General features: G+C 55.4%; 22 protein-coding genes, 1 tRNA gene and 1 pseudogene. 11 read left to right on the forward strand and 13 right to left on the reverse strand.

Features of this window, described 5'->3' with window-relative positions; genetic code table 11:
- Positions 1-1590, forward strand: a complete 1590-nt coding sequence (gene yejF, locus AC1MKH_RS16640; protein ID WP_276219803.1) for a microcin C ABC transporter ATP-binding protein YejF — start codon at positions 1-3, stop codon at positions 1588-1590.
- A gap of 3 nt (positions 1591-1593) precedes the next feature.
- Here the strand turns inward: yejF and AC1MKH_RS16645 are convergent, their stop codons facing one another.
- The 3 genes from AC1MKH_RS16645 to rsuA form a co-directional block, all read right to left on the reverse strand.
- A complete protein-coding gene (locus tag AC1MKH_RS16645; protein WP_015963709.1) occupies positions 1594-1938 on the reverse strand; it encodes a YejG family protein in 345 nt (114 codons plus the stop codon).
- Between the two features lie 341 nt (positions 1939-2279).
- A complete protein-coding gene (locus AC1MKH_RS16650; protein ID WP_276219802.1) occupies positions 2280-3473 on the reverse strand; it encodes a Bcr/CflA family multidrug efflux MFS transporter in 1194 nt (397 codons plus the stop codon).
- Between the two features lie 14 nt (positions 3474-3487).
- Positions 3488-4195, reverse strand: a complete 708-nt coding sequence (gene rsuA / locus AC1MKH_RS16655; RefSeq protein WP_276219801.1) for a 16S rRNA pseudouridine(516) synthase RsuA — start codon at positions 4193-4195, stop codon at positions 3488-3490.
- Between the two features lie 151 nt (positions 4196-4346).
- Here rsuA and radD point away from each other — a divergent pair, with 151 nt between their 5' ends.
- Together radD and rplY are read left to right on the forward strand one after the other, a co-directional pair.
- Positions 4347-6107 carry a DNA repair helicase RadD gene (radD, locus tag AC1MKH_RS16660; RefSeq protein WP_276219800.1) on the forward strand — a complete coding sequence of 587 codons (1761 nt, stop codon included), beginning with the start codon at positions 4347-4349 and terminating at the stop codon, positions 6105-6107.
- Positions 6108-6230: 123 nt separating this feature from the next.
- Positions 6231-6515 carry a 50S ribosomal protein L25 gene (gene rplY / locus AC1MKH_RS16665; RefSeq protein WP_276219799.1) on the forward strand — a complete coding sequence of 95 codons (285 nt, stop codon included), beginning with the start codon at positions 6231-6233 and terminating at the stop codon, positions 6513-6515.
- 55 nt (positions 6516-6570) lie between these two features.
- Here rplY and yejK read toward each other — a convergent pair whose 3' ends face one another.
- Positions 6571-7575, reverse strand: coding sequence for a nucleoid-associated protein YejK (gene yejK / locus AC1MKH_RS16670; RefSeq protein WP_015963704.1), 1005 nt, complete (start codon positions 7573-7575; stop codon positions 6571-6573).
- Between the two features lie 186 nt (positions 7576-7761).
- On the opposite strand from yejK, the gene AC1MKH_RS16675 reads away from it, so the two are divergent.
- The 5 genes and pseudogenes from AC1MKH_RS16675 to AC1MKH_RS16695 all read left to right on the forward strand — a co-directional run bounded on the left by AC1MKH_RS16675 (position 7762) and on the right by AC1MKH_RS16695 (position 12938).
- Positions 7762-7989: a YejL family protein gene (locus tag AC1MKH_RS16675; protein WP_108473632.1), complete on the forward strand. Its 228-nt coding sequence runs from the start codon at positions 7762-7764 to the stop codon at positions 7987-7989.
- Positions 7990-8008: 19 nt separating this feature from the next.
- On the forward strand, positions 8009-9769 hold the full coding sequence (yejM, locus tag AC1MKH_RS16680) for an LPS biosynthesis-modulating metalloenzyme YejM (protein ID WP_276219798.1): 1761 nt from the start codon (positions 8009-8011) through the stop codon (positions 9767-9769).
- 76 nt (positions 9770-9845) lie between these two features.
- A tRNA-Pro gene (locus AC1MKH_RS16685) sits at positions 9846-9922 on the forward strand.
- A gap of 265 nt (positions 9923-10187) precedes the next feature.
- Positions 10188-11183, forward strand: a pseudogene (gene benC, locus AC1MKH_RS16690) (benzoate 1,2-dioxygenase electron transfer component BenC); the annotation flags it as partial.
- Between the two features lie 18 nt (positions 11184-11201).
- The gene (locus tag AC1MKH_RS16695; protein WP_442961898.1) at positions 11202-12938 is read left to right on the forward strand and encodes a cytochrome P450; all 1737 of its coding nucleotides are present in this window, start codon (positions 11202-11204) and stop codon (positions 12936-12938) included.
- Here AC1MKH_RS16695 and AC1MKH_RS16700 read toward each other — a convergent pair.
- Positions 12935-13885 (reverse strand): helix-turn-helix domain-containing protein, encoded by a 951-nt coding sequence (locus AC1MKH_RS16700; RefSeq protein ID WP_276219797.1) that lies wholly within the window; start codon positions 13883-13885, stop codon positions 12935-12937. The genes AC1MKH_RS16695 and AC1MKH_RS16700 overlap by 4 nt on opposite strands.
- 83 nt (positions 13886-13968) lie before the next feature.
- Positions 13969-14568 (reverse strand): NUDIX domain-containing protein, encoded by a 600-nt coding sequence (locus AC1MKH_RS16705; protein WP_276219796.1) that lies wholly within the window; start codon positions 14566-14568, stop codon positions 13969-13971.
- An 83-nt stretch (positions 14569-14651) separates the two neighbouring features.
- On the opposite strand from AC1MKH_RS16705, the gene AC1MKH_RS16710 reads away from it, so the two are divergent.
- Positions 14652-15401 carry a DeoR/GlpR family DNA-binding transcription regulator gene (locus tag AC1MKH_RS16710; protein WP_276219795.1) on the forward strand — a complete coding sequence of 250 codons (750 nt, stop codon included), beginning with the start codon at positions 14652-14654 and terminating at the stop codon, positions 15399-15401.
- Between the two features lie 141 nt (positions 15402-15542).
- Positions 15543-16028, forward strand: a complete 486-nt coding sequence (gene eco / locus AC1MKH_RS16715) for a serine protease inhibitor ecotin (protein WP_015963697.1) — start codon at positions 15543-15545, stop codon at positions 16026-16028.
- Between the two features lie 161 nt (positions 16029-16189).
- Here the strand turns inward: eco and mqo are convergent, their stop codons facing one another.
- Positions 16190-17842, reverse strand: a complete 1653-nt coding sequence (gene mqo, locus AC1MKH_RS16720) for a malate dehydrogenase (quinone) (RefSeq protein ID WP_276219794.1) — start codon at positions 17840-17842, stop codon at positions 16190-16192.
- A gap of 274 nt (positions 17843-18116) precedes the next feature.
- On the opposite strand from mqo, the gene AC1MKH_RS16725 reads away from it, so the two are divergent.
- Complete coding sequence (locus AC1MKH_RS16725; protein WP_276219793.1) at positions 18117-19355, forward strand: SulP family inorganic anion transporter; 1239 nt, start codon at positions 18117-18119, stop codon at positions 19353-19355.
- Here AC1MKH_RS16725 and mgtE read toward each other — a convergent pair.
- The 6 genes from mgtE to AC1MKH_RS16755 form a co-directional block, all read right to left on the reverse strand.
- Positions 19318-20754 carry a magnesium transporter gene (gene mgtE, locus AC1MKH_RS16730; RefSeq protein ID WP_108473624.1) on the reverse strand — a complete coding sequence of 479 codons (1437 nt, stop codon included), beginning with the start codon at positions 20752-20754 and terminating at the stop codon, positions 19318-19320. The genes AC1MKH_RS16725 and mgtE overlap by 38 nt on opposite strands.
- A gap of 139 nt (positions 20755-20893) precedes the next feature.
- Positions 20894-22537 carry a multidrug ABC transporter permease/ATP-binding protein gene (locus AC1MKH_RS16735; protein WP_276219792.1) on the reverse strand — a complete coding sequence of 548 codons (1644 nt, stop codon included), beginning with the start codon at positions 22535-22537 and terminating at the stop codon, positions 20894-20896.
- 76 nt (positions 22538-22613) lie between these two features.
- Entirely contained in the window at positions 22614-23264 is a 651-nt protein-coding gene (alkB, locus tag AC1MKH_RS16740; RefSeq protein WP_276219791.1) for a DNA oxidative demethylase AlkB, read from the reverse strand.
- Positions 23264-24328, reverse strand: coding sequence for a bifunctional DNA-binding transcriptional regulator/O6-methylguanine-DNA methyltransferase Ada (gene ada / locus AC1MKH_RS16745; RefSeq protein WP_276219790.1), 1065 nt, complete (start codon positions 24326-24328; stop codon positions 23264-23266). Before ada ends, alkB begins: the two co-directional genes overlap by 1 nt.
- A gap of 72 nt (positions 24329-24400) precedes the next feature.
- On the reverse strand, positions 24401-25453 hold the full coding sequence (gene apbE / locus AC1MKH_RS16750) for an FAD:protein FMN transferase ApbE (RefSeq protein WP_276219789.1): 1053 nt from the start codon (positions 25451-25453) through the stop codon (positions 24401-24403).
- 104 nt (positions 25454-25557) lie between these two features.
- Complete coding sequence (locus tag AC1MKH_RS16755) at positions 25558-26688, reverse strand: porin OmpC (protein WP_276219788.1); 1131 nt, start codon at positions 26686-26688, stop codon at positions 25558-25560.
- Positions 26689-26702: the final 14 nt, after the last annotated feature.

The raw sequence follows: 26702 nt of genomic DNA on the forward strand, positions 1-26702 counted from the left end.
ATGGGTCATCCTCTCCTTGAAATAGACAATCTTTCCATCGCCTTTCGCAATCAGGGCATCACGCGCACGGTAGTCAGCGATCTCTCTTTACAGATAGACGCAGGCGAAACGCTGGCGCTGGTTGGGGAATCGGGCTCGGGAAAAAGCGTCAGCGCGCTCTCCGTTTTGCGCCTGCTGCCGCAACCGCCGGTGAGCTATCCTGGCGGCGATATCCGTTTTCAGGGGCAATCTCTGCTTCATGCCAGCGAACAGACGCTGCGTGGTGTGCGCGGCAACCGTATTGCGATGATTTTTCAGGAGCCGATGGTTTCACTGAACCCGTTGCATACGCTGGAAAAACAGCTTTACGAAGTGCTCTCCCTGCACCGGGGAATGCGCAAAGAGCCCGCGCGGGCAGAAATGTTAGATTGTCTGGACAGAGTTGGCATCCGTAATGCCGCTAAACGGCTGGCGGATTATCCGCATCAGCTTTCCGGCGGCGAACGTCAACGCGTGATGATTGCGATGGCATTGCTGACGCGCCCTGACCTGTTGATTGCCGATGAACCCACCACCGCGCTGGATGTGTCGGTTCAGGCACAAATTCTCACCCTGCTGCGCGAGCTAAAACGCGAGTTAAATATGGGGCTGCTGTTTATCACCCATAACCTGAGCATTGTACGCAAGCTGGCTGACCGGGTGGCGGTCATGCAGCAGGGCCGCTGCGTTGAGCAGAATAGCGCTCAGGCGCTGTTTGCCGCGCCGGTTCACCCGTATACCCGCAAGCTGCTCGACAGCGAGCCGTCGGGCTCTCCGGTTCCTTTACCGGCGGATGCCGCCACGTTGCTGACGGTGAACGATCTCAGCGTCGAATTTCCGATTCGTAAAGGCGTCCTGCGCCGCATTGTCGATAACAATCGCGTGGTGAACAACGTAAGCTTTACCCTGCGCGCGGGCGAAACGCTGGGGCTGGTTGGGGAATCGGGTTCAGGTAAGAGCACCACGGGGCTGGCGCTACTGCGGCTTATTGCCTCCAAAGGCGAGATTCAGTTTGCCGGAGAAATGCTACAGGGCCGCAGCCGTAAGCAGCTCCTGCCGCTGCGCCATCGCATTCAGGTGGTCTTCCAGGACCCGAACTCGTCGCTTAACCCGCGTCTGAACGCGCTGCAAATCATTGAAGAAGGTTTACGGGTACACCACCCGGCATTGTCGGCAATCGATCGCGAACAACGCGTGATTCAGGCCATGCAGGAAGTGGGGTTAGATCCCGACACGCGTCAGCGCTATCCGGCGGAGTTTTCCGGCGGTCAACGTCAGCGTATCGCCATCGCGCGGGCGCTGATCCTGAAACCCGAATTGATAATTCTTGATGAACCCACGTCATCGCTCGATCGCACCGTTCAGGCGCAGATACTGGCATTATTGAAGGAATTGCAGAAGAAGTACCGGCTGGCTTATATCTTTATCAGCCACGACCTGCACGTGGTACGTTCGCTGTGCCATCAGGTGATTGTGCTGCGACAGGGAAAAGTTGTCGAACAAGGTGAGTGCCAGCGCGTTTTAGCTGCACCAGAGCAGGATTACACCCGCCAGCTCATTACGCTGAGCTGACGGTCAGAACGGATTATTGCCGGAGAACGTTTCGGCAATCGCCACGCCAAAATTTTTCAGACGACAGGTTGCGGCACACTCGTCCTGGCGTTTAACAAACAGGCACGGCTCCCCTTCACACTCAAGTACGGAGCTTTCCAGCGAGATATCCGACAACGCCTGGCTTAAGGTATGCATCACCGGCCAGGCATTATCACCGTCCGGGCTCAGCAGCTTAAGGGCCACCAGCGCATTTTCGTTGCTATCGCCACTTTGCGGAATCGGTTCAACTCTTGAACCTGCAAAACCCGCCGCCCAGCGATAGTCCTGTGGCAGTCGATGTACTATTGAAAGCTGTAATGTGGTCACGTTCTTTTCCCCGGAAGCAATTTACTTCACAATTATTTTACATCCATATTAACACATTGTTGACAAATCGTCCTACATCCAGAAAAAACGCCTGCAACTTACGGCTTGTTCATTGACTGAGTGATTATTTTTGTCGCGACAAGCGAATTGGGTGATGCTTTTCGGCGCTATATGTACCCGTTTCTGTGATCTAACACAACCTTTTTATCTACAACAATGTGACTTTTTACATTATTAGATTTTACATAAAAGAAACATACATAAGTACCATGAATAGTACTTCGGTTGATATGCATCAAAAAAAAGGGGCGAAAAATCGCCCCTTTATCAAAATGTTTGTACTACGCGCACTTTCGCCGACGGCTGGCGTAGAGCAGGAAAAAGAGCGAGCAGCTTGCACACAGCCCAATGGAGAGGATCATCGGCCAGGCGGAATTGAAGGTTGCCAGCGACAGCAGCGCGCCAATGATAGCGCCAATCCCGAAACGGAAGGTTCCGGCAAGCGACGACGCCGTACCAGCCATATGCGGGAACTCGTCGAGAATAACCGCCATCGCATTTGAGGAGACCATCGACACGCAGCCAACAAATACCGCAATGCCCAACACCAGCGACCAGAATCCGACGTCCAGCAGTGCGCACGCCACCATCCACACCGCCATGGCAAACTGCACAAACAACCCGGCGCGAAACATATTTAACGCCCCGACCCGACGCACAATGCGGCTGTTGATGGTGGTCATGATGAACAGGAAAACGATATTCAGCGCGAAGTAGTAGCCAAAATGCTGGGGCGAAACATGGTTAAGCTCAATATAAACAAACGGCCCGGCGCTCAAAAACGAGAACATTGCGGCAAAGCTAAAACCGCTCGCCAGCATGTACGAGAGCACGCGTTTATGGCGGAACAGCGACGCGAAGTTGCCCAGCACCGTGCGCATATGAAACTTCTGCCGTTTTTCAACGGGCAGCGTTTCCGCGATAAAGAACCAGATAGCCAGCGACGCCAACAGTGCAGCCGCCGCCAGTATCCAGAAGATCGCCCGCCAGCTAAACCAAACCAGCACTGCCCCACCGACCATTGGTGCCACCAACGGCGCAATCGTCGTGACCAGCATGACAAACGACATCATCCTTGAGAACTCTTCTTTCGGATAAATATCGCGCATCAGGGCGTTAATCACCACGCTCGCCGCCGCAGCCGCCAGGCCGTGGAAGAAGCGCATCACAATGAGCTGATCGATGCTTTTTGACAGCGCGCAGGCAATGGCGGCAACCGCAAAAATCAGCGTCCCGCCAAGGATAACCGGCTTGCGACCAAGGCTATCGGCCATCGGCCCGTACAGCAGCTGTCCGACAGCAAACCCCAGAATATAGGTGCTGAGGGTCATCTGCGCGCTACCGGCCGGTACGCCAAACTGTTGTGAAATAACCGGCAGCGCCGGAAGATACATATCAATAGAAAGCGGCATCAGCATGGCCAGCAGGCCAAGGATAAACACGATATTGAATGACGAAGGCTGCCTGGATGTCACAAGTTACCTCAATGTTAGCGCGGCGACAGGCCGACGCTGGCGATTTCTTCTTCGGTTAACTGACGGTATTCGCCCGGCTCAAGGTCGTCGTCGAGCGCAATCTCACCGATACGTTCGCGATGCAGCCCCACCACGTGGTTGCCCACGGCGGCGAACATACGTTTCACCTGGTGATAGCGGCCTTCGCTGATGGTCAGTCGAACCTGCGTCGGGGTAATCACTTCCAGCACCGCCGGTTTGGTAAGATCTTTCTCGTTGTGCAGCTGAACGCCTTTGGCGAACTGCTCTGCGGTATCGTCGCTGACCGGGTTTTCCAGGGTCACGAGATAGGTTTTTTCGCAGTGGTGGCGCGGTGAAGTGATGCGGTGCGACCACTGGCCGTCATCGGTCATCAGCACCAGACCGGTGGTGTCGATATCCAGACGACCGGCAGCATGCAGTTTGTGCGCCACAGGTTCATCAAGGAAATAGAGCACGGTAGGATGATCCGGGTCGTCGGTTGAGCAGACATACCCTTCCGGTTTGTTGAGCATAAAGTAGCGAGGGCCGTGCTGCTGGGCCAGAGGGTTGCCCTCGTAAGCCACCTCATGTTCAGGAAGCAGTTTAAACGCCGTATCTCGCACAATTTCGCCATCCACGGTGATGTGGTTGCCGCGGATTTGACGCCCGGCAATAGCACGGCTGACGCCGAGTTGCTGAGCGATAAACTTATCAAGTCGCATGAAAATTTTTAGCCTGTATGATGCCGGGTGTCGGGCAACGCGCCCGAAAAATGGAGTAACAACAATGATCAAGTATAACGGGGTTGTTATACCACTCAAGAGAAAAGATTCGTGGCATACTAATCGCGAGCAAAACCAATAAACGAGCCCCATGACTTTTACACTTCGCCCCTATCAGCAGGAAGCCGTCGACGCCACTCTTAACCACTTTCGCCGCCATCAGCACCCTGCCGTGATTGTGCTGCCTACCGGCGCTGGCAAAAGCCTGGTGATTGCTGAACTGGCAAGACTGGCGCGCGGGCGTGTGTTAGTACTTGCCCATGTTAAGGAGCTGGTCGCGCAGAACCACGCCAAATATTGTGCACTGGGTCTTGAGGCCGATATTTACGCGGCGGGCCTGAAGAAAAAAGAGAGCCACGGCAAAGTCGTATTTGGCAGCGTGCAGTCCGTCGCGCGTAATCTCGACCATTTCAAGAGTGAATTTTCGCTGTTGATCGTCGATGAGTGCCACCGCATCAGCGATGACGACGACAGCCAGTATCAGCAAATCCTCGCCCACCTGAAGAGCGTAAACCCAACGGTACGCCTGCTAGGGCTGACGGCCACACCCTTCCGCCTGGGAAAAGGCTGGATTTATCAGTTCCACTATCACGGTATGGTACGCGGCGACGAAAAAGCGCTTTTCCGCGACTGTATTTATGAACTGCCGCTGCGCTATATGATCAAACACGGTTATCTGACGCCACCCGAGCAGCTTGATATGCCGGTGGTACAGTACGATTTCAGCCGCCTGCAGGCTAACAGCAACGGGCTGTTCAGCGAAGTGGATCTTAATCGCGAACTGAAGCAGCAAAAACGCATTACGCCGCACATTATCAGCCAGATTGAAGAGTTTGCCCAGGACCGCAAAGGGGTGATGATTTTCGCCGCCACCGTTGAGCACGCGCGCGAAATTACCGGGCTGCTGCCCGCCAACGATGCGGCGCTGATCACCGGCGAAACACCCGGCCCGATGCGCGATGAACTCATCGACGCCTTCAAAGCGCAGAAGTTTCGCTATCTGGTGAACGTATCGGTATTAACCACCGGCTTTGACGCCCCGCATGTCGATCTTATCGCTATCCTGCGGCCAACCGAATCAGTGAGTCTTTACCAACAGATTGTCGGACGCGGCCTGCGCCTGTCACCGGGGAAAACGGACTGTCTGATTCTGGACTATGCCGGAAATCCTCACGACCTTTACGCGCCGGAAGTCGGCGCGCCAAAAGGCAAAAGTGACAACGTGCCGGTCCAGGTTTTCTGCCCCGGCTGCGGCTTTGCCAATACCTTCTGGGGCAAAACCACCGCTGACGGCACGCTGATTGAACATTTTGGCCGTCGCTGTCAGGGCTGGCTGGAAGATGAGGAAGGGCACCGGGAACAGTGCGACTACCGCTTCCGCTTCAAAAACTGCCCACAGTGTAATGCGGAAAACGATATCGCCGCCCGCCGCTGTCGGGAGTGCGACACGGTGCTGGTCGACCCGGACGATATGCTGAAAGCGGCGCTGAAGTTAAAAGATGCGCTGGTGCTGCGCTGTAGCGGCATGGTGCTTCAGGACGGCGCGGATGACAAAGGCGCGTGGCTGAAAATCACCTACTACGATGAAGACGGTGCCGATGTCAGTGAGCGCTTCCGTCTGCATACACCGGCGCAGCGAACCGCCTTTGAACAACTCTTTATTCGCCCGCATACCCGCACGCCCGGCGTGCCGCTGCGCTGGATAACGCCCGCCGATATTCTTGCCCAGCAGGCGCTGTTGCGTCATCCCGATTTTGTGGTAGCCCGTAAAAAGGGGCAGTTCTGGCAGGTGCGCGAGAAGGTTTTCGACTACGAAGGCCGCTTCCGTCGCGCCAATGAATTACGCGGTTAAACGTCCTTTTGATTGATACGACGCGCATTTAAGTATAAAATGCCGCCCGCTTTCACATCCGTGAAGCAGATCATTTACCTGCTGCTGGGTCGCCTGTAGCAGGAATAATTAAGAGAGATTTAAATGTTTACTATCAATGCAGAAGCACGTAAAGAGCAGGGTAAGGGTGCGAGCCGCCGCCTGCGCGCAGCTAACAAGTTCCCGGCTATCATCTATGGTGGCGAAGCTGCTCCGGTTGCAATCGAACTGGATCACGACAAACTGTGGAACATGCAGGACAAAGCTGAGTTTTACGCAGAAGTTGTTACCATCGTAATCGATGGCAAAGAAGAAAAAGTGAAAGTTCAGGCTGTTCAGCGTCACCCGTTCAAGCCAAAACTGTCTCACATCGACTTCGTTCGCGCGTAATCGCTGACAAGTTGTGAAAAAGCCCCGCAATGCGGGGCTTTTTTGTGGGCAGCGTTTATTTACCGCCAACGCGACGCTGAAGCTGATCGCGCAGGTTCGGCGGCGTGCCTTTAATGGTCAGCGTATCCGTTGCCGGATCCCAGAAAATGCGCTCGCCCAGCAGCAGAGAGTCGAAGTTAATCGTCAACCCGCCACCGCTACCGGCAAACTTCGTCAGCTGACGCAAAGTACTGCGGTCCGCCGGGAAGCTCTCTTCCAGTTCATAGCCTTTTTCTGCCGTAAACTCGCTAAAGCTCACTTCGCTAACGCCGGAAATCTCTTTGGAAAGTGATTCCAGTTCAATTTCTTCGCCCGCCTGCAACTGCTCGTTGCAGTAGTCGTAAACCTGCTTACGCACGGTCTGACGCTCGTTTTTATCGAGCTGTGCTTCGGCGGAGAAATCATCCAGCGCCTGCAACAAGCCGCGGTTTTGCACTTTGGCATTCAACCCTTCGCTGGCACCGAGGAAATCCATAAAGAAATCCGCGACTTTACGCCCTACTCGCCCTTTCAGGAACGTCAGGTAACGGGTCGATTCCGGGTTGGTTTCCCATTCGGTTAAATCAATACGCGCCACGATATCCGCATGATTGATATCGAGATAGTGCGTAGAGCTGATATCCAGCTGTTCGTTTACGCGCATGCTGCTGAGATTATTCAGCACCGCCACCAGCAGGTATTCCACCGCCAGATAGCGATAATGACAAAACAGCACGATGCCGCCGTCAGCAAACGGATATTTTGCCAGCTCATCGCGCAGACGACCGGTCGCCGCCCGGCTGAACGCCAGAAAATCTTCTTCGCCCTGACGCTGCAGACGCAACGCCTGCGCCAGCTCGCTTTCTTCGTTAAACAGCCCGTAGGCCTTATTTTTAGCGCTGTAGACCCGATGCAGTTCCGCCATCATCTCTTCGACGGGCGCAGTGGGCTCCAGCAGCGAATCACGCAGTACCAGTTCAAGCGTCTGCTCATCGCGTTTGATAAGCTGGTGCAGCGCAATCTGGTCGATATCCAGACTCATGTTAAACTCTCCTTTTAGATCGGGTGTATTCAACCACCCCTTAGGCTGCTGTGCAACTTGCTCTTTCTTCCAACGCCTAATCCTTTCGCCCATGAGGAAAGGATGACGTTTAAGGCGAAAAAATGCGGAAAAAATGCTGGTGCTACGGTAATATATTGCCCTTCCATATATAGACAGATTTGATTTATGCCACAACAATCCCGCTACAGTGATGAACACGTTGAACAACTGCTCAGTGAACTGGTCAACGTACTGGAACAACACAAGACTCCAACAGACCTCTCTTTGATGGTTCTGGGGAACATGGTGACGAACCTGATTAACAGCAGCGTCGCCCCGGCTCAGCGCCAGGCTATCGCCCGCTCGTTTGCTCAGGCGTTACAGTCTTCTATTAACGACGACCCGGCGCACTAAGGGATACACACAACAGTTTATGGTGACTCATCGTCAGCCCTACCGAGAAAAAGTCTCCCAGATGGTTAGCTGGGGGCACTGGTTTGCTATGTTCAACATGTTGTTGGCCATGGTGCTCGGCAGCCGCTATCTTTTTGTTGCCGACTGGCCGACAACGCTTACCGGTCGCGTTTACTCGTACCTGAGCCTTGTCGGGCATTTCAGCTTTCTGGTGTTCGCCGCCTATCTGCTGATTCTCTTTCCGCTGACGTTTATCGTCGGCTCGCAGCGCTTAATGCGGTTCCTGTCCGCGATTCTGGCGACCGCCGGAATGACGCTGCTGCTTATCGATACCGAAGTTTTCACCCGCTTCCACCTGCACCTTAATCCGGTGGTATGGGAGCTGGTTATCAACCCGGACCAAAACGAAATGGCCCGCGACTGGCAGCTGATGTTTATCAGCGTGCCGGTGATATTGCTTATCGAAATGCTGTTCGCCACCTGGAGCTGGCAAAAGCTGCGCAGCCTGATGCGCCGACGCCGCTACTTCCGCCCCGTCGCCTGGCTCTTTTTTGTGGCCTTTATCAGCTCGCATGTGATGTACATCTGGGCGGATGCCAACTTCTATCGCCCGATTACCATGCAGAAAGCGAATCTGCCGCTCTCTTATCCAATGACCGCGCGCCGCTTCCTGGAAAAACACGGCTTACTGGATGCACAGGATTACCAGCGTCGTCTGGTTGAGCAAGGCGATCCGGAAGCGGTATCGGTGCAGTATCCGCTGAGCGAACTGCGCTACCGTGATATGGGCGCGGGGCAAAACGTCCTGCTGATCACCGTCGATGGCCTGAACTATTCACGCTTCGAAAAACAGATGCCTTCTCTGGCCCAGTTCGCCGGTGAAAACGTCAACTTTACCCAGCATATGAGCTCGGGCAATACCGCAGACAACGGCACCTTTGGCCTGTTCTACGGCATTTCACCCGCTTATATGGATGGCGTGCTCTCGGCGCGTATTCCGGCGGCGCTGATAACCGCGCTGAACCAGCAGGGTTATCAGCTGGGTCTGTTCTCATCCGATGGCTTCAACAGCCCGGTTTACCGTCAGGCGCTGCTTTCGGACTTCTCGCTGCCGCCAAGTAAATCGCAAAACGACGCGCAGACGGCAAATCAGTGGATTAACTGGCTGGGCCGCTACGCGCAGGAAGAAAACCGTTGGTTCTCATGGGTATCCTTTAACGGTACCAACCTCGACGACAGTCAACAGCAAGGCTTCACCCGCCGCTATGCTGCCGCCGCCGCCGATGTCGATACACAGATTAACCGCGTGCTGAGCGCGCTGCGTGATTCTGGCAAACTGGATAGCACGGTGGTGATTATTACCGCAGGTCACGGCGTGCCGCTGGGCGATGAACGCGAGCAGTTCGACTGGTCACGCGCGCGTCTACAGGTACCATTGGTCGTCCACTGGCCGGGCACCCCGGCGCAGCGTATCGACGCCCTGACCGAGCATAAAGACGTGATGACCACCCTGATGCAGCGTCTGTTGCACGTGAGCACGCCAGCAAATGAATACTCGCAGGGGCAGGATCTCTTCAGCGCCACGCGTCGCCACGTTTGGGTAACCGCTGCGGATAACAGTACGCTGGCGATTACGACCCCGCGCTTTACCGTTGTGCTTGACCACAATGGTCATTACCAGACGTGGAACAGCGACGGCGAGAAAGAACGCGAGCAAAAACCACAGCTGAGCCTGCTGCTGCAGGTACTGACTGAGGAAAAACGATTCATCGCTAACTGATTGATTACTTATGCATCAATCGCGCATTCGCTGACTTGCAATCAGCAACGAAAAGGGTACTATTGCCTCCACGTGTCGGCACGTAGCGCAGCCTGGTAGCGCACCGTCATGGGGTGTCGGGGGTCGGAGGTTCAAATCCTCTCGTGCCGACCAAAAAGATTTTCTGATACGTTTTTAAACGTTCAGTACCCCTTAAGAGCCCGCATTCTCTCTGAGTTTGCGGGTTTTTTAATGCCTGTTTTTCGCCTCTCTTCCCAAAATGTGCCCCCGCTCACCAACTCCGCCTAATGCACGGTTTGTCCTGTTTTACGTCATTTCTGTCCGTTGACTGAAAAGGGCTTCCGGCATGATATGGAGCCTCGAGTTTCATACCAGTCCGCCAGAGGCTGGAATCACCTGCTACCCGAGGATAAAAACAATGAGCCATCAGGTCACCCTACGCTTTGAAGACGGCGCGACGCATTTGATTCAATGCCTTACCGGTGAGTCTGTCGCCGATGCGGCGCTGCGTGCAAAAATTGCTATTCCACTCGACTGTCGCGACGGCGTATGCGGCACCTGCAAAGCCACCTGTGAATCGGGCCAGTTTGCGCTCGGTGATTATGTGCCAGACGCACTCTCCGACGATGAAGCGAAAGCCGGACACGTGCTGACCTGCCAGATGCGGCCATCCAGCGACTGCGTGGTGCAGATTGCCGCTACGTCTGATGCGGCGGGTATCAGCAGCACGGCTTTTACCGGGCGTATCACCGCCTGCGAAGCGCTCTCCCCCACTGCAATTACTTTCTCGGCGGAGCTGGAAAACCGCAGTGCTCTCCGCTTCCTGCCGGGTCAGTATGTCAATGTACAGGTACCTGGCAGCACGCAAACGCGCTCCTACTCATTTAGCTCAGGCCCTTCGGCAAACGAAGTGTCCTTCCTGATCCGCAATGTTCCGCAGGGCTTAATGTCCAGCTATCTTCGCGAGCAGGCCAAACCCGGCGACGCCATTACCTTTCGCGGGCCGATGGGCAGTTTCTACCTGCGTCCCATCGAACGCCCGCTTTTATTCCTCGCGGGCGGCACGGGGCTCGCGCCGTTTTTGTCCATGTTGGATAAGATCGCTGAAGAAGGTGATATCACGCAGCCGATCCAGTTGATCTTCGGCGTCACCCACGACGAGGATCGGGTTGAACTGGCACGGCTTGAGGATTACGCCCGTCGCCTGCCGAATTTTAGCTATCTTTGCACGGTCGCCAGCCCTGAAAGTTCGTCGCCACACAAAGGCTACGTCACGCAACATATTACTGCCTCGCAGCTTAACGGCGGCGATGTCGATATTTATCTCTGCGGGCCGCCGCCGATGGTGGAGGCCGTGCGCGACTGGCTGGCCGCGGAAGGCGTGAAGCCGCGTAACTTCTATTATGAGAAGTTTGCCGGGGCCGGGCAGGTGGTGCAGACGGGGGAAGAACACATTGCTCCGGAGGACGTCGATGACACGTTTGATCTGCGTCTGGCGCTGGAGCTGGGTGCGGTACAGCTCACCCTGGGGCGCTTATCAGGCACACAGTTGCTTGAATTCCGCCGGCTGGCCGATGCGACCGCACCGTTTGTTGTCGGTAAGCGCTTTAGCGATGTCACGCGCTACGCGCAGGCCAATCATGCATTTCACCTGTTCCTGATTGAAGCATCAGGAAACGCGCCGCTGATTACCCTCTATAAGCAACTCGCGGTACAGGACTACATTGGTCGGGCACTGCGGGATGACATTGAAATCGTGGGCGATATTGTTCAGCAACATCGTGATCTGGTTAGCGCGTTTGAGTATGGTGACATCAACGCCGCGCGTGAAGTGATCGCCCAACACGCCCTTCATTCCAAAGCGACCATGAGCCGCGCGCTGGGCAAGAAATCCACGCCTGCTGCCTTAGCGCCCGCCCCGCAACCGGAGCCCGCACGCTGTCCGTTCGCAGCAATGGCTGAGCAGCCGCCCTACTCTCATGAGCTGAGCTGGCCACAAGAACTGCAACCCTTCAAAGTGGTGGACGACGGTTCGCAGGGCGATCCGTACGAACATTATCGTTGGATGCGCGAGCATGCCCCGGTGTTGCGCTGCCAGTCTGCCACCTCGGATGTCTGGTTCCTGTCGCGCTACGATGATGTCTGGCAGGCCATTCGCGACCCGAAACTCTTCTCATCAGAAGTGGTCAGCCCGCCGCCGCTCACTTTTCTGACGCTGTATGATGCGCCCGATCATACGCGCCTGCGTAAGATTGCTCAGCCCTCCTTTATGCCGCTGGCCATTGAGCCGTTTGCTGCCGAGATCGAGCGCCGCGCGGAGGTATTAATCGATGCGTTGATCGCCAAAGGCGGTGGCGATGTGGTGGAAGAGTTCGCCATTCCGCTCAGCATCGCCACCATCTCAGCGATGATCGATGTGCCGAATGAAGACGAAGAAAAGATGAAGTTCTGGTCGGACGAAACCTTCAGCTACTTCGGCCGCCTGGCGCGTAACGCCCCCGGCACCGGCACCGATGAACAAAGCGCGATGGCCTTTTTTGCCTATCTGAAAGAGGCCATGGAGCGACTTTACCTCAGTAATAGCCAGTCGATTGGTGGTCATATCGCCCGCATGTGGAAGGAGGGGTTACTCAGTGAGAAAGAGGCCAAAGAGCTGTGCGCCTTCGTCTTTATCGCCGGGCACGACACCACTACCATTCTGGTTGCGAATGCCTTTCGCATGTTCGCGGAACATCCGCATCTGGTGCAGCGTATTCGCGAAAACGAAGCGGATGCAGATAAATTTGTCGAGGAGGTGGCGCGCTATCGCGGGACGGTGCAACGCGTCAGCCGCATGACCACTGAAGCCACCACTGTGGCAGGCGTTGAGTTGCCCAAAGGGGCGGTGGTGCGATTGTTGCTCTCGTCCGCCAATCGCGACAGCCGTAAATTTGCGGCCGGCGATACGTTTAATATCGACCGTGATACCACCGGTCATTTAGGTTTTGGCAACGGGATGCATAAATGCCTCGGCCAGCCGCTGGCGAAGCTTGAAACACTGATCGCCACCCGACTGGTGGCGCGTAAAGTCTCAGCTATTGCGCTCGATCCCGCGCAGCCTATCGAGTACGTTCGTGGCAATAATCTGACCAACTCCGGGCCCGCGCATTTGTTTGTGAAGCTGCGTTAATCAGCCAGACCGGCTTTCTTGATGGAAGCCGGTTTTCTCTGCGATAACCGCCCCTGCTCTTGCAGGCGATATTCCGTGGGCCGCAGGCCGGTTTGTTTGCGGAAGAAGCGGCCAAAATAGGCTTCATCGCGAAATCCTAATTCCGCCGAGATTTGCTTGACGCTAAACGAGGAGTAGACCAGCAGACGCCGCGCTTCGTGCACCGCACGCCGATCGATGGCTTCAATCGCCGAAATACCAAATGCTTCGCGACAGATTCGCGTCAGTTGCCCGGTGGAAATTCCCATTGCCGCCGCATAATGGGCCACGGGTTGCCGCTGTCGACAACGTTCATCCAGTAAAGCACGAAAACGTTCAATCCTGGCGACCAGCGCCGCCCTTGCAGGATTGCCCGCCAGCTCCGCTTTTTCACTCAAACGCGCGATCTGCACAAACAGCGCAATGGTCAGCGCCAGCCCGGCGGTGTATTGCCAGCGCTCGCTGTTCTCCGCTTCCCGGCCAATCGCGTCAAAGAGCGTTTCAAGACGCACCCCGCGTCGATGAGCGACGTCGACGGTCAGCATCGCGGGTGTACGCACAAAGTCCAGTAAATCCGGGGCGGCAGTCAGCGCGACCGATTCGATTGCCGACTGCGCCGTGGTGATGACATGACCATCAACATCGTCGCGAAAACGAAATCCGTGTACTGCGCGAGCGGGAACGACGACCAGGCACGGTGCGTGAAAGGCCCAGACCTCGCCGTCAATGGTAGCTTCGCCGCTGCCGTGCGTAACATACAGCGTCTGAATCAGAACATCGTGGAAATGGGGCTCGATATCAAAACCAAAGCGGCTGGCGCGTGAGGGAATGCGCTCATAATGCACCATATCCAGCGACGACTGCCCGGCCTCTGCGCCATAGAGCGCGTAGTTAGGCAGCGCACGACGACGCGGCCAGTCAATTAACATAGGTCACCCGGAAGTGTGAACGAAAGACTCTTTTATAGGCAGGATTTCCGCATCCCGCCTGCCAGAGTGTCTAAAACCTCGATTCAGCCCCGTATTTCGTGAAAGACATCCTTCAGCGCCAGATGCTGCAACAGCATGATGGTTTTCCCATCCACAATTTCACCGCGCGTAATCGCCGCCAGCGCCTGTTCAAAGGGCCACTCCAGCACCTCAATGTCTTCGCCCTCTTCCTCCAGCCCACCGCCGTCACCGGTACGGTCGCGCTCGCTATATTCCGCGATGAAAAAGTAGAGTTTCTCCGTGACCGAGCCGGGGCTCATATAGGCTTCAAAAACTTTTTCCAGGTGGCTCACTTTAAAACCGGTTTCTTCTTCGGCCTCCGCCATAATCCGCGCTTCCGGCGACGCTTGATCCAGCAAACCCGCCGCCGCCTCGATCAACAAACCTGAATGGCCGTTCACCGAAACCGGGAAGCGAAACTGTCGGGTCAGCACCACGCTTTTTTTCTCGCGGTTATAGAGCAGGATGGTTGCGCCGTTGCCCCGGTCATAGACCTCGCGATTCTGCGTCTGCCAGCTACCGTCGCGGCGCTGTATATCGAAGGTGTATTTTTTCAGTACGTACCAGTTATCGGAAAGAAGCTGTTCCTGAACGTTGCGAAGGTGTGGCGTGTTATTGTGCATTTTTATTCCTCAGGTGAATGACAAAAACGATAATGTCATGCACAATCGTGCAACATCAAGAAAAAACGTGAAGAGAAATATTCATGCTCGCCAGCCAACGTAAAAAAATGATCCTCGAACTGCTTGCGCAGCATAAGCAGGTTTTATCCAGCGAATTGAGCCAAAAGTTCATGATCTCAGAGGACTCTATCCGGCGTGATTTACGGGAACTGGCGGCTGAAGGTCTGCTGCAACGCGTTCACGGTGGCGCACTGCCCGCATCAGCCGCAATAGCGCCAATCGAAACACGCAAAAACGTGCAAAACCGTTCAAAGCAGAAAGTGGCAGAAAAAGCGGTAAAACTGATACAGCCAGGTCAGGTGGTGATGATTGATGGCGGAACCACCGCACACGAACTGGTGGCGCGCATACCGCAGGATATCGCTTTTACCGTCGTCACTCACAGCCCAGGGATTGCCGTCAGTCTGGTCGATCACCCGCTGGTTGAGGTGATCGTCATCGGCGGGAGATTGTTTAAACATTCGGTTGTGACAGTGGGATCGGCAATGATCGATGCCATCAGCCATATCAATGCCGATCTGTTTTTTATGGGAGTGACGGGCATTCATGCCAGCGCAGGCTTTACCACGGGTGATTACGAAGAAGCCTGTGTGAAACGCGCCCTGTCGCAGCGCGCGGCAGAAACAGTGGTCATGGCCTCGACTGAAAAGATGAACGCCGCTTCTGCTTTTGCCATCGGCCCGCTTTCCCTTGCCAGCGCGATTATCATCGATGGGGAACCCGATGCCGCGTTACGCGAAGCCTGTGCAAAACAGCAGATAGAACTGCTTTGATCCTGACAGCGAGAAACTTCGTTTTCGGATTAATACGCAAAACAGTTCACTACTCTTAATGCAAAAATCAGTAAATGGCACTTAACATTCACGACAATGATGATAATCTTGCCGATGAACTACTGATAAAAAGGATTCACAGTGAAAAACACATTTACGCTCGCTGCTTTACTACTGACCGCTGTTTCGCTTTCTGCCACGGCGGCAGAGCAACCGCTGGAAAAAGTTGCGCCTTATCCGCAAGCGGAAAAAGGCATGAAGCGCCAGGTGATTCAGTTACCTGCGCAGCAGGACGAATCAGCGCTGAAAGTTGAGCTGATGATTGGTAAAACGCTGGAAGTCGACTGTAACCGTCACCGCCTGGGCGGCAAGCTGGAAAGCAAAACGCTGGAAGGTTGGGGTTACGACTACTATGTCTTTGATAAAGTTGGCGAGCCGGTCTCCACCATGATGGCCTGCCCGGACAAAACGAAGACCAAACAGTTTGTTGCGGCGTATCTCGGTGACGACGGCATGTTGCGTTACAACAGCAAACTGCCGATCGTGGTCTACACCCCGGATAACGTGGAAGTTAAATACCGCGTCTGGAAAGCCGAAGAAGAAGTTCATAACGCTGTAGAGCGTTAATAAAGTGGCCATGTTGATGCCAGATGCGGCGTGAACGCCTTATCCGGCCTACAAAATCATGCAAATTCAATACATTGCAGTTTTTATGTAGGCCTGATAAGCATAGCGCATCAGGCATTGGCAATCTGCAAGAAGCCCCGACATTCGGGGCTTTTTATCATTTACAGCGCAATATCCGCCATCTCATTCACCACCACCGGCTGCGATTTAGTCTGCGGTTGCGGGGTAGGATCGGCATCACGAACCGGCACGTAGCTCAGTTCCAGCACTTCACTGGTGTGCGCCAGAGTCTCTTCAATCGCCTGCGGATGTTCGTTCAGGCGCGAGCCGTAAGTCGGCACTACGGCTTTGATTTTCGCCTGCCAGGCTGCGGTCTGCATTTTCTCATGGAACACTTTTTCCAGCAGTTGCAGCATGATAGGCGCTGCAGTAGAAGCACCCGGCGACGCACCGAGCAGTGCCGCTACGGTACCTTCATCGTCGCTCACCACTTCTGTGCCCAGACGCAGAACCCCGCCTTTCTGTGCATCACGTTTGATAATCTGCACGCGCTGCCCCGCCTGCCACAAGCGCCAGTCGCCTTTCTGCGCCATCGGATAGTATTCACGCAGCGCGGCGTGACGATCTTTGTCCTTTTGCAGCACCTGGCTGACCAGATATTTCACCAGATCGAAGTTGTCCATTCCGACGTTGATCATCGGCATGATGTTCGATTTGTTGATCGACGCCAGCAGATCCCACAGCGAACCGTTTTTCAGGAAACGCGTTGAGAAGGTCGCGAACGGCCCGAACAGAATGACGCGTTTACCGTCAATCACGCGGGTATCGATATGCGGCACCGACATCGGCGGCGCGCCAACATCGGCCTGACCATACACTTTCGCCAGATGATGATTCACCACGTCCGGGTTTTCGCACACCAGGAACTGGCCGCCAACCGGGAAGCCGGCATACTCTTTCGCCTGCGGAATTTTGGTCTGTTGCAGCAGTTTCAACGCCGCGCCACCCGCGCCGATAAAGATAAATTTGGCTTTAATCGTGCGTTTCGCGTGGCTGTTATTGGCATCGGAAACGGTGATGGTCCAGCTCTTGTCTGCATTCTGACGGAAACGACGCACCACCGTATTGAGTTGCAGATTGAAGTTTTTATGCGCCTGCAACGAGGAAATCAGCTGGCGGGTGATCTCGCCGTAGTTCACATCGGTACCGGCTTCGGTGCGCGTCGCGGCGATCTTCTGCTGCGGATCGCGCCCTTCCATCACCAGCGGCGCCCACTCTTTAATCTGTTGATGATCTTCTGAGTAGCGCATACCGCGGAACAGTGGATTCTGCTGCAGCGCACGGTAGCGCGCGCGCAGGAAGTTGACGTTCGCATCGCCCCAGACAAAGCTCATGTGCGGAACGGTATTAATAAAGGATTTCGGCTGCGTGAGAACGCCGCGTTTCACCTGATGCGCCCAGAACTGACGAGAAACCTGGAACGCTTCGTTGATGTCGATAGCTTTTTCAATGCTGACGGAACCATCCGCTTTCTGCGGCGTATAGTTGAGCTCCATCAGCGCGGAGTGGCCGGTGCCTGCGTTGTTCCAGCCGTTGGAACTCTCTTCCGCGACGCTTTCCATTTGCTCGACCATGGTGATCGACCAGTTCGGTTCCAGCTCTTGCAGCCAGGTACCCAGCGTAGCGCTCATAATACCACCACCGATCAACAAAACATCCGTCTCGTGTATAACGCGGGAGTTGGTTTTGGCCACATCAGAAGCAGTATCGGAACCCGCTTTCTGTGCATTGGGTACAGCTGTCTTTTTCTTCATTGTAGGGAGGCCTTACTTGAGATGCGATTTGTTACACGCAGGTAAAAACAATTCGTGGGTATACGGTATCACCAGCAACATAAAATTTAAATATTGTTTAAATTTTAAGTTGTGTTTTGAGACCTGTTATCAAAATGTTTAATAAATGTATACGTCAATTAAATTTTTGTATTGGCATTCTGTGACATAGAGCGGTAAACTGCTCCGTTTTGTGATAAATAGCACGAAAGTACGGCTTATAGAAAACCGGCTATCGATAACCAATGAAGATCCCATGTCAGACACCCCTTTTGCTCCCCAGGATGGCCGCATCCTTTCCGTAATGCGCTCGCCCAAACTGCTGCTGCGCGAAACGCTGGCTGGCGTCATTACCGCACTGGCACTGATCCCCGAAGTTATCTCCTTTTCCGTGATTGCTGGCGTCGATCCCAAAGTCAGTTTGATCGCCTCGGTGGTGCTGTGCCTGGCGATGTCATTTCTCGGCGGGCGTCCGGCGATGGTGACTGCCGCTGCCGGTTCTGTGGCGCTGGTCATCGGGCCGATGGTGCATCAACACGGCGTCGGTTACATTCTGCCCGCCGTGGTGATGGCTGGCGTGATTCAAATTCTGTTCGGCCTGTGCGGTATGGCACGGTTGATGCGGTTTATTCCGCAGCCGGTGATGACCGGTTTTGTCAACGCGCTAGGGGTGCTGATCTTCTTCGCCCAGGTGCCGCATTTCTGGAGCCGTAATCCGCTGATTATCGCGCTCTTCGTCGCGACCCTGCTGATTGTGCTGTGGGCACCGCGGGTGATTAAGAGCGTGCCATCACCGCTGATTGCCATCGTGCTGTTAACCCTTTTCACCATCACCAGCGGCCAGCTACTGCCCACCGTTGGCGATGAAGGTTCGATGAGCGGCGGCCTGCCCGGCCTGACGCAGTTACTGGTGCCGATGAATCTCGACACCCTGAACATCATCTGGCCCTGCGCGCTGAGCATTGCGTTTGTCGGGTTAATGGAGTCGTTGCTGACGGCAAAGCTGGTCGATGATTTGACCGCGACGCCGTCAAACAAAGCGCGCGAAAGCGCCGGGCTTGGCATCGCCAACATTCTGGCCGGTTTTTATGGCGGCATCGCGGGCTGTGCGATGATTGGTCAGACGATTGTCAACGTCGAGATGGGGAAAGGCCGTAGCCGCGTTTCAACAATCATGGCAGGCCTCGTGCTGCTGCTGTTGGTGACGGCGTTAAGCAAGGTTATGGCTGACATTCCAATGTCGGTACTGGCCGGAATTATGGTGATTGTGGCGTTCAAAACCTTTAGCTGGCACAGCGTCCAGCCTGCAACGCTGAAACGCGCCCCGTGGCCGGAGACCATGGTGATGGTGATAACGGTCGCGGCAACCGTCAGCACCGGCAACCTGGCGATTGGCGTGCTGGCGGGCGTGGTCAGCATGGCGCTGATCCCTGCCCGCCTGAAAGAAAAGCTTGCGGTTAAAGCAGAAAAATCGTCGCCAGCCCAAGGAAAATAAAGAAGCCGCCGGTGTCGGTGATTGCGGTGATCATTACGCTGGAGCCTACCGCCGGGTCGCGGCCAAACTTCACCATGATCATCGGGATCAGTACGCCCATTAGCGCCGCAACCAGCAGGTTCAATACCATCGCCAGCGTCATCACCGCACCCAGGTGCGGGTCGCTGTAGAGCAGCCAGGTGACGCAGCCCATGATCCCGCCCCACACCAGGCCATTAATCAACGCCACGCCCATTTCACGCAGGATCAGAAACGAGAAGTTACCCGGCTGGATCTGCTGTAGCGCCAGCGCGCGCACGATCATGGTAATGGTCTGGTTCCCGGTGTTACCGCCAATTCCTGCGACGATCGGCATCAACGACGCCAGCGCCACCAGTTGTGAGATGGTATGTTCGAAGCCATCGATGACGCGCGAAGCAATAAATGCGGTGCAGAGGTTGATCGCCAGCCACGCCCAACGGGTTTTCACCGCTTTGGTCACTGGCGCAAACACGTCCTCTTCGGCACTCAGGCCACCCATGCGACGCAGATCGCTATCCGTTTCTTCGTAAACCACGTCAACGATCTCATCGATGGTCAAACGTCCCATCAGTTTGCCCTGCTGATCGATAACCGCGGCGCTGACCAGGTTGTCACGTTCGAAGGTACGGGCCACCTTTTCCGACTCTTCTTCCGGGTGGAAAGCCACCGGTTCGGATTCCATTACCGCTTCAACGGTGCTTTGTGCCGGGCTGAGCAAAATGGTGGTCAATTCCAGCTCGCCAACCAGCGTCATATCCCGCCGCGTGACGAACAGTTTATCGGTGTTTTCCGGCATTTTTCCGAGCCGCCGCAGGTAGCGCTGGACGGTCGCCAGCGTCACTTCCGGGCGTACGGTAATGACTTCGAACTCCATGATCGAGCCAACGCGATCGTGGGCATAGTTCATCACCTGACGCACGCGGGCGCGCTCGGACGGCGGGAGTGTTGCCAGCAGGCGTCCGGTTAAATCGCGCGGCAGATGCTGAACCAGGTAAATCTGTTCATCGATGTCCAGGGTTTGCAGTGCATCGAGCAACGCCCGGTCGCTCATATCGTCAATGAGGTCGTCCCAGACGTTCTCCGATGCTTCAAGCAACACTTTGCCGCGCTTGTCATCTTCCACCACGTTCCATAACGCGTGACGCTCATCGGAGGGCAATGCCTCCAGAACGTCCGCCAGGTCCGGGCCAGGAAGATGTGCCACCAGCGCGCTGACTTCCGCGAGGTCGTCAATCAGGGTGCTCTCATCATACTGCTCGGCGAGCGTCAGTTTGCCCAGCAGAACGGAGGTAATGGCTTTATCGGTGGTTAATAGCCAGATAAGACGCGCGCGCTCTTCATCACGCAGCTTCGCGCTGTTTTTCATTATTGCGGACATTGCCGGTCATCCTTTCGGTCATCTGAATGCCCGGCAGGTAGGCCGGGAGCATTAAGCATAGCGTGGAGAAATGTAAATAATAATAAACAGCATTTTAATACCCATAAAAAAAGCGGCGAATGCCGCTTTTTTCATCAGGTTATGCCGTTCGGGCGACCGCATCGCGCGAGGCGGCATCGCGTTCCTCACCGGTCAACTCACTCAGTTGACCATCGCGCATCTCCAGCAGACGATCGGCATGGATGAAGTAGTGGTCGTCGTGGCTGATAGCAAAGACCGTTTTACCCATCTGTTGCATCAGCGGAAGCAATATTTGGTAGAACTCACGGCGGAAGTGCGGATCCTGATCGGCGGCCCACTCATCCAGCATAATGATGTCTCGCTCTTCCGCTAATGCCAGCAGCAGCGCCACGCGCTTCTTTTGCCCTTTCGAGAGTTTAAGGTCAAGGATTTTGCCGTTTTCCAGCTTCACCTTATGCCCCATTTTCAGCTGTTCCAGCCACTTATCCACCAGCGCCGGGTCGGCCTGTTTTCCTTCCGGCCCCAGCAACTGGTCAAACAGCCAGACGTCAGTGAAGACCGCTGAGAACAGCTTACGGTAATCTTCCGGTTTGTCCGCCGCCAGCGGTTTGCCATCCAGCAGAATCTGCCCTTTAACCGGTTGATAGAGCCCGGTAAGCAGCATCGCCAGCGTCGATTTACCGCTGCCGTTGCCGCCAATCAGGAACACCAGTTCACCGCGATGGAGCGTCAGATTGATCGGGCCCACGGCGAAGGTGTTGTCTTCATAGTGAAACTCCACATCGCGCAGTTCAAGCGTTTGCCAGTTTGGATACGCTTTCGGCACAGGGAACTCCGCCTGGTAAGGTGCAAGCGAGAAGGTGTTGAGCTTTTTGAACGCCACCTGGGCGCTGAGCAACGTCGGCAGCGCGCCTACGGCCGATAACAGCGGCGTGCGCAGGAATAGCAGCGTTAGCGAGTAGGTCGCCGCCACGGCGGTATCCGCCCAGCCCAGACTGTTCGCCATCCAGAAGACCAGGCCGATGGCGCCCAGCATCATAATGTTCGACCAGTTCACGGCGCTCAGGTGGAAGGTGTCGGCGCGCACGATATGGTGACGGTAGCTTTTCGCGTCCGGAATATAGAGCTGATTAAAGACATACTCTGCGCGTTCCCGGTTGAGGGTGAGCTCTTTGCGCCCTTCCAGCACGGTCTGATAATCCTGATACAGCGCATCTTCCGTCTCACGCAGAATCGCCATATGTTTGTAGACCCGCGCCACCAGCACAAACCCGCCCCAGATGGTCAGCGCCATCCACAGTGCGGTCACCAGCAGCATTTTGGTCGACAGAAATGCCAGGTAAGCGGCGGAGCCAAAGGTCAGGATAATCCCCTGCACCAGTTCCGGCAGACGGACGAAAGCGATGGTGATCGCCCGCACATCGCTGGTCAGGCCCGCCAGCAGCGCCGCGCTGCCGAGTTTTTCGATGCGTTCAACCTGGGTGTCCAGAATACGTTTAATGAATTCGCTGCGCAGACGGTAAACAAAGTGATGTCCGAGCGTGGTCAGCGCCAGCTGCGAACCCAGCGTAACCGCCATCAGCAATAGCAGCAGCCCGAGAAACTCTGGCAGCACTGTCAGTGACATATCTACCGTAGTGATTAAACGCAGGTTAATGAAGGCAATCAGCCCAATCCCCAACGCCGCGCTCAGTAAACTCAGCGCCATAACGGCAATAAATGGCCAGCGGTACTGGCGCCAGACAAGCAGGAGAAGTTCCATAAAACAGCAACCCGGAAAATAAAAACAGCGTGCAGTGTAAACTGCCGTACGAGTACATCAAGAATAATTCTTATTTTTATTCTTTATTACCTGCATGACGAAAGGTGAGGTTATAGCGCAGTGGGCCAACCTGTGGATGGTGACCCGGTTTGAGCGGCAGAATGCCATGATAAAAGAGGCGCGATTCGCCGCCCCACACCACCACATCGCCATGTTCCAGCAACACGCGCTGGAGCGGATCGTTACGCTTCAGGCCGCCAAACTGGAACACAGCGGGCAAGCCCAGCGAAACCGACACAATCGGCGCGCTCAGCGTAGCTTCGTCTTTATCCTGATGAAGCGACAGTTTCGCGCCCGGAAGGTAGCGGTTAATCAGGCAGGCGTCCGGCGAAAAATCGGCATAGCCCGCCAGCGTCGCCGCCTCCAGCGCCAGGCTGCGGAACACATCCGGCATTGACGGCCAGGATTTGCCCGTCAGCGGATCGCGCGGCGTGTAGCAGTAACCGTGCAGATCGGTGCTCCAGCCCAGCGGGCCGCAGTTGGTCATCGCCACCGACATGGTATAGCCGCCGGGCGTCACCATCTGGCGAAACGGTGACAACGCGGCAACCTGTTCAATCGCCGCCAGCAATTCGCTGGCCTGGCTTAACGCCTGGCGACGAAGGATGATGGCGCCCGCCGCCAGCGGTTCCTGCCAGGGGGCTTCATCAGCAAAGAGATCGAGCATTATTTCCCTCCGGCATTTTTCTCATCCGCCAGCAGCGCCGCTTTGCGCCCCACGCCCCAGCGGTATCCCGACAGGCTACCATCTTCACGCACCACCCGATGGCACGGAATAACGATCGCCAGTTTGTTCGCCGCGCAGGCACCGGCCACCGCACGCACGGCTTTCGGGTTGCCAATGGCGGTGGCAATTTGCTGATAGCTGCGCGTTTCACCCAGCGGAATCGCGCGCAATGCCTGCCAGACTTGCTGCTGAAAGGCGGTGCCGCGAATATCCAGCGGCAAATTCAGCGGCAACTGTTGATCATCCAGCCGCCTCACCACCTCATGAATTTGCTGATGAAAAGCCGGGCTGCCCTGCTGCGATTGCGCCGAGGGGAAAAGTTGCTGAAGCTCTGTCGTCAGCTGTGCATCGCTATCGCCCAACAGCACGGCGCAGATGCCACGCGTGCTCAGCGCTATCAGGCAACGTCCGAAACGGCAATCTTCCAGCGCATAATGGATAATGGCCTCTTCACCACCGCGTCGATACTGTTTTGCCGTCATACCCAGAAGCCGATCGGCATGGCGATAGTAGCTGCTGCTGTCCGGAAAACCGGCATTGAGTACGGCATGGGTCACCGCCTCGCCTTCCGCCAGCGCTTCACGCAGGCGCCGGGCGCGCCACGCTTGCTGCCACGCTTTTGGCGTGACGCCGGTGACCGACTTAAACAAACGGTGGAAATGGTAGGGACTGACAGCTACCGCCTCGGCTAGCGTGTCCAGGGTAACGGGCGCATCCTGTTCGAGCATTCGGCAGGCTATCGCCACTTTGTTCACTTTTTGCAACTGGGGATCGAGCGTATCCGGCTGGCAGCGTTTACAGGGGCGAAAACCTGCCTGCAGCGCCGCATCAGCATCAGCATAAAATTGCACATTCTGGCGCAACGCATGGCGCGCTTTGCAGGAGGGGCGACAAAAAATACCGGTGGTGCGGACCGCAAAGACAAACTGCCCGTCGGCTCCGGCATCGCGCTCAAGCACCGCCTGCCAGCGGCGCTCATCAGTATGGAAAGTGTGAGATGTCATATCAGGCTCCTCCAGTAAGTGTACGACGACTTTGCCCTGGAGGAGACAGCAAAAAACCGGCAATCTTGCTTTTTAATTTTTACCGTTCACCAGAAACGCTTTGAACTGCGGCGACATCCAGGTGGTGAAGTTATCACCCTCTTTCATGATCATATACACCGCCAGCCCCTGCTCGCGCACCACTTCTTTGGCTTTTTCCGGGCCGAGAACCATCAGGCCGGTATCCCAGGCATCGGCTTCCAGCGCCGTCGGCGCAATCACCGTCACGGAAACCAGTTTATGGGTAATGGGTCGGCCAGTTTGTGGGTCGATGACATGAGAGATTCGCTGACCGTCCAGCTCATAATAGTTACGGTAGCTGCCGGACGTGCTGATCCCGTGACCGTTGATATCGACAATCGCCTGGACGGCGTTCTCTTTATCAGTCGGTTTTTGAATCGCCACGCGCCACGGGCGGCCTTCCGCATTCATGCCGCGGCTCGACAGCGCGCCGCCAACGGACACCAGATAGCGCGAGATCCCCTCCTGTCCCATCAGGCGCGCAAGATGATCCGCCGCATACCCTTCGCCAACGGTCGAGAGATCAACATAGAGTTCAGGGAGATCTTTTTGCAGATACTGGCGACCTGCGGTATTAATCACCGTAAGGTGTTGTAAGCCGGTTTTGGCTTTTGCCGCATCGATTTGTTCCTGCGTCGGCGTACTGACTGGCTGTTTATCCGGGCCAAAGCCCCACAGATTCACCAGCGGGCCCACGGTAATATCCATCGCGCCCTGGGTTTTTTGCCCGATACGCAGGGATTCGGTAACGATATCCGCCATGGCTTCGGTGACCGGCCACGGCGCGGTGCTGGAAGAGAGGTTAAAGCGCATCAGCGCGGAGTCGTTTTTCCACGTCGAGAGCAGCTGGTCGTCGCCATCAAGCTGTGTCTGGATTTTTTCGCGCAGTTCATCGGCGCGTTTTTTATCGATATCCACCACGCTCACGCGCCAGAAGGTGCCCATTGTCTTGCCTTCGAGCACCGTTGCGGTTTCTTTTGACGGCGTGGCAGTACTGGCATTATCGCAGCCAGCAAGCAGTAACGCGACGCTCACCAGGGCCGCACGTAAGATATTCATTTCCATCCGGTATTATTTCTCCTGCAATGCGCGCAAGAGTACACCAATTCGCTTAAACAGGGCATAAAAAAAGGAGCCTTTCGGCTCCTTTCATGTGGATTCTCAGTCGATTAGAACTGGTAAACCAGACCCAGTGCTACGACGTCATCGGTAGAGATGCCAGCAGCGCGGGTGAAGGTGTTGTCATCCAGCAGGTTGATTTTGTAATCAACATAGGTAGACATGTTTTTGTTGAAGTAGTAGGTCGCACCAACATCAACATATTTAACCAGATCCTGGTCGCCGAAGTCGCGGCCACCAGCAGCTACGAGGTCTTTGCCTTTAGACTGCAGGTAAGCAACGGACGGACGCAGACCGAAGTCGAACTGGTACTGTGCAACCACTTCGAAGTTCTGCGCTTTATCAGCGTAGCCACCGAAGTTCGTGTCATTGTTAACTTTGCCGAAGCGAGTTGCGTTGTAAGTCTGGGTGTACTGCGCGGCCAGATAGATGTTGTTCGCATCATATTTCAGACCACCGGTGTAGGTAGTCGCTTTGTCACCACGACCAAAGGCCGGGTTGGTGTTCTGAGCATCAGTACGTTTAGAGCTGGCAATCGCACCACCCACGCTGAAGCCTTCGCCGATGTCATAAGACAGGGAGCCGCCGAAGCCGTCACCGTTCTGTTTCAGATCGCCACGACCGTTGTTAGTCGTACCTTCGCCGCTTACGCTGCCGTTTTTACCCTGGTACTGCAGAGCAAAGTTCAGGCCATCAACCAGACCGAAGAAGTCAGTGTTACGGTAGGTTGCAACGCCGTTAGCACGAGACTGCAGGAAGTTGTCAGAACCGTAGGTGTCGCCGCCGAATTCCGGCAGAACGTCGGTCCATGAAGTGATGTCGTAAACAACGCCGTAGTTACGACCGTAGTCGAAGGAACCTGCATCACCGAAGCGCAGACCGGCGAATGCCAGACGAGTCCACGCCTGATCGCTGGAATCTTCAGTATTGTTCGCCTGAACGTTGTATTCCCACTGGCCGTAACCGGTCAGTTGGTCCTGGATCTGCGTTTCGCCTTTAACGCCGATACGCATGTAGGTCTGGTCGCCGTCTACGCCGTTGTCATCGGAGAAGTAGTGCAGACCGTCGATTTTACCGTACAGATCTAATTTGTTGCCGTCTTTGTTATAAATTTCAGCCGCATTTGCTGCGCCCGCTACCAGCAGTGCTGGTACCAGGAGGGACAGTACTTTAACTTTCATGTTAATAACCCTCT

The organism is Pseudocitrobacter sp. CD920760, from assembly GCF_057782505.1.

Coding starts and splice junctions, on each gene's coding strand:
- yejF (WP_276219803.1), top strand. CDS start 1: ATGGGTCATCCTCTCCTTGAAATAGACAATCTTTCCATCGCCTTTCGC.
- rsuA (WP_276219801.1), bottom strand. CDS start 4,195: ATGCGACTTGATAAGTTTATCGCTCAGCAACTCGGCGTCAGCCGTGCT.
- radD (WP_276219800.1), top strand. CDS start 4,347: ATGACTTTTACACTTCGCCCCTATCAGCAGGAAGCCGTCGACGCCACT.
- rplY (WP_276219799.1), top strand. CDS start 6,231: ATGTTTACTATCAATGCAGAAGCACGTAAAGAGCAGGGTAAGGGTGCG.
- yejK (WP_015963704.1), bottom strand. CDS start 7,575: ATGAGTCTGGATATCGACCAGATTGCGCTGCACCAGCTTATCAAACGC.
- AC1MKH_RS16675 (WP_108473632.1), top strand. CDS start 7,762: ATGCCACAACAATCCCGCTACAGTGATGAACACGTTGAACAACTGCTC.
- yejM (WP_276219798.1), top strand. CDS start 8,009: ATGGTGACTCATCGTCAGCCCTACCGAGAAAAAGTCTCCCAGATGGTT.
- AC1MKH_RS16700 (WP_276219797.1), bottom strand. CDS start 13,885: ATGTTAATTGACTGGCCGCGTCGTCGTGCGCTGCCTAACTACGCGCTC.
- AC1MKH_RS16705 (WP_276219796.1), bottom strand. CDS start 14,568: ATGCACAATAACACGCCACACCTTCGCAACGTTCAGGAACAGCTTCTT.
- AC1MKH_RS16710 (WP_276219795.1), top strand. CDS start 14,652: ATGCTCGCCAGCCAACGTAAAAAAATGATCCTCGAACTGCTTGCGCAG.
- mqo (WP_276219794.1), bottom strand. CDS start 17,842: ATGAAGAAAAAGACAGCTGTACCCAATGCACAGAAAGCGGGTTCCGAT.
- AC1MKH_RS16725 (WP_276219793.1), top strand. CDS start 18,117: ATGTCAGACACCCCTTTTGCTCCCCAGGATGGCCGCATCCTTTCCGTA.
- mgtE (WP_108473624.1), bottom strand. CDS start 20,754: ATGTCCGCAATAATGAAAAACAGCGCGAAGCTGCGTGATGAAGAGCGC.
- AC1MKH_RS16735 (WP_276219792.1), bottom strand. CDS start 22,537: ATGGAACTTCTCCTGCTTGTCTGGCGCCAGTACCGCTGGCCATTTATT.
- alkB (WP_276219791.1), bottom strand. CDS start 23,264: ATGCTCGATCTCTTTGCTGATGAAGCCCCCTGGCAGGAACCGCTGGCG.
- ada (WP_276219790.1), bottom strand. CDS start 24,328: ATGACATCTCACACTTTCCATACTGATGAGCGCCGCTGGCAGGCGGTG.
- apbE (WP_276219789.1), bottom strand. CDS start 25,453: ATGGAAATGAATATCTTACGTGCGGCCCTGGTGAGCGTCGCGTTACTG.
- AC1MKH_RS16755 (WP_276219788.1), bottom strand. CDS start 26,688: ATGAAAGTTAAAGTACTGTCCCTCCTGGTACCAGCACTGCTGGTAGCG.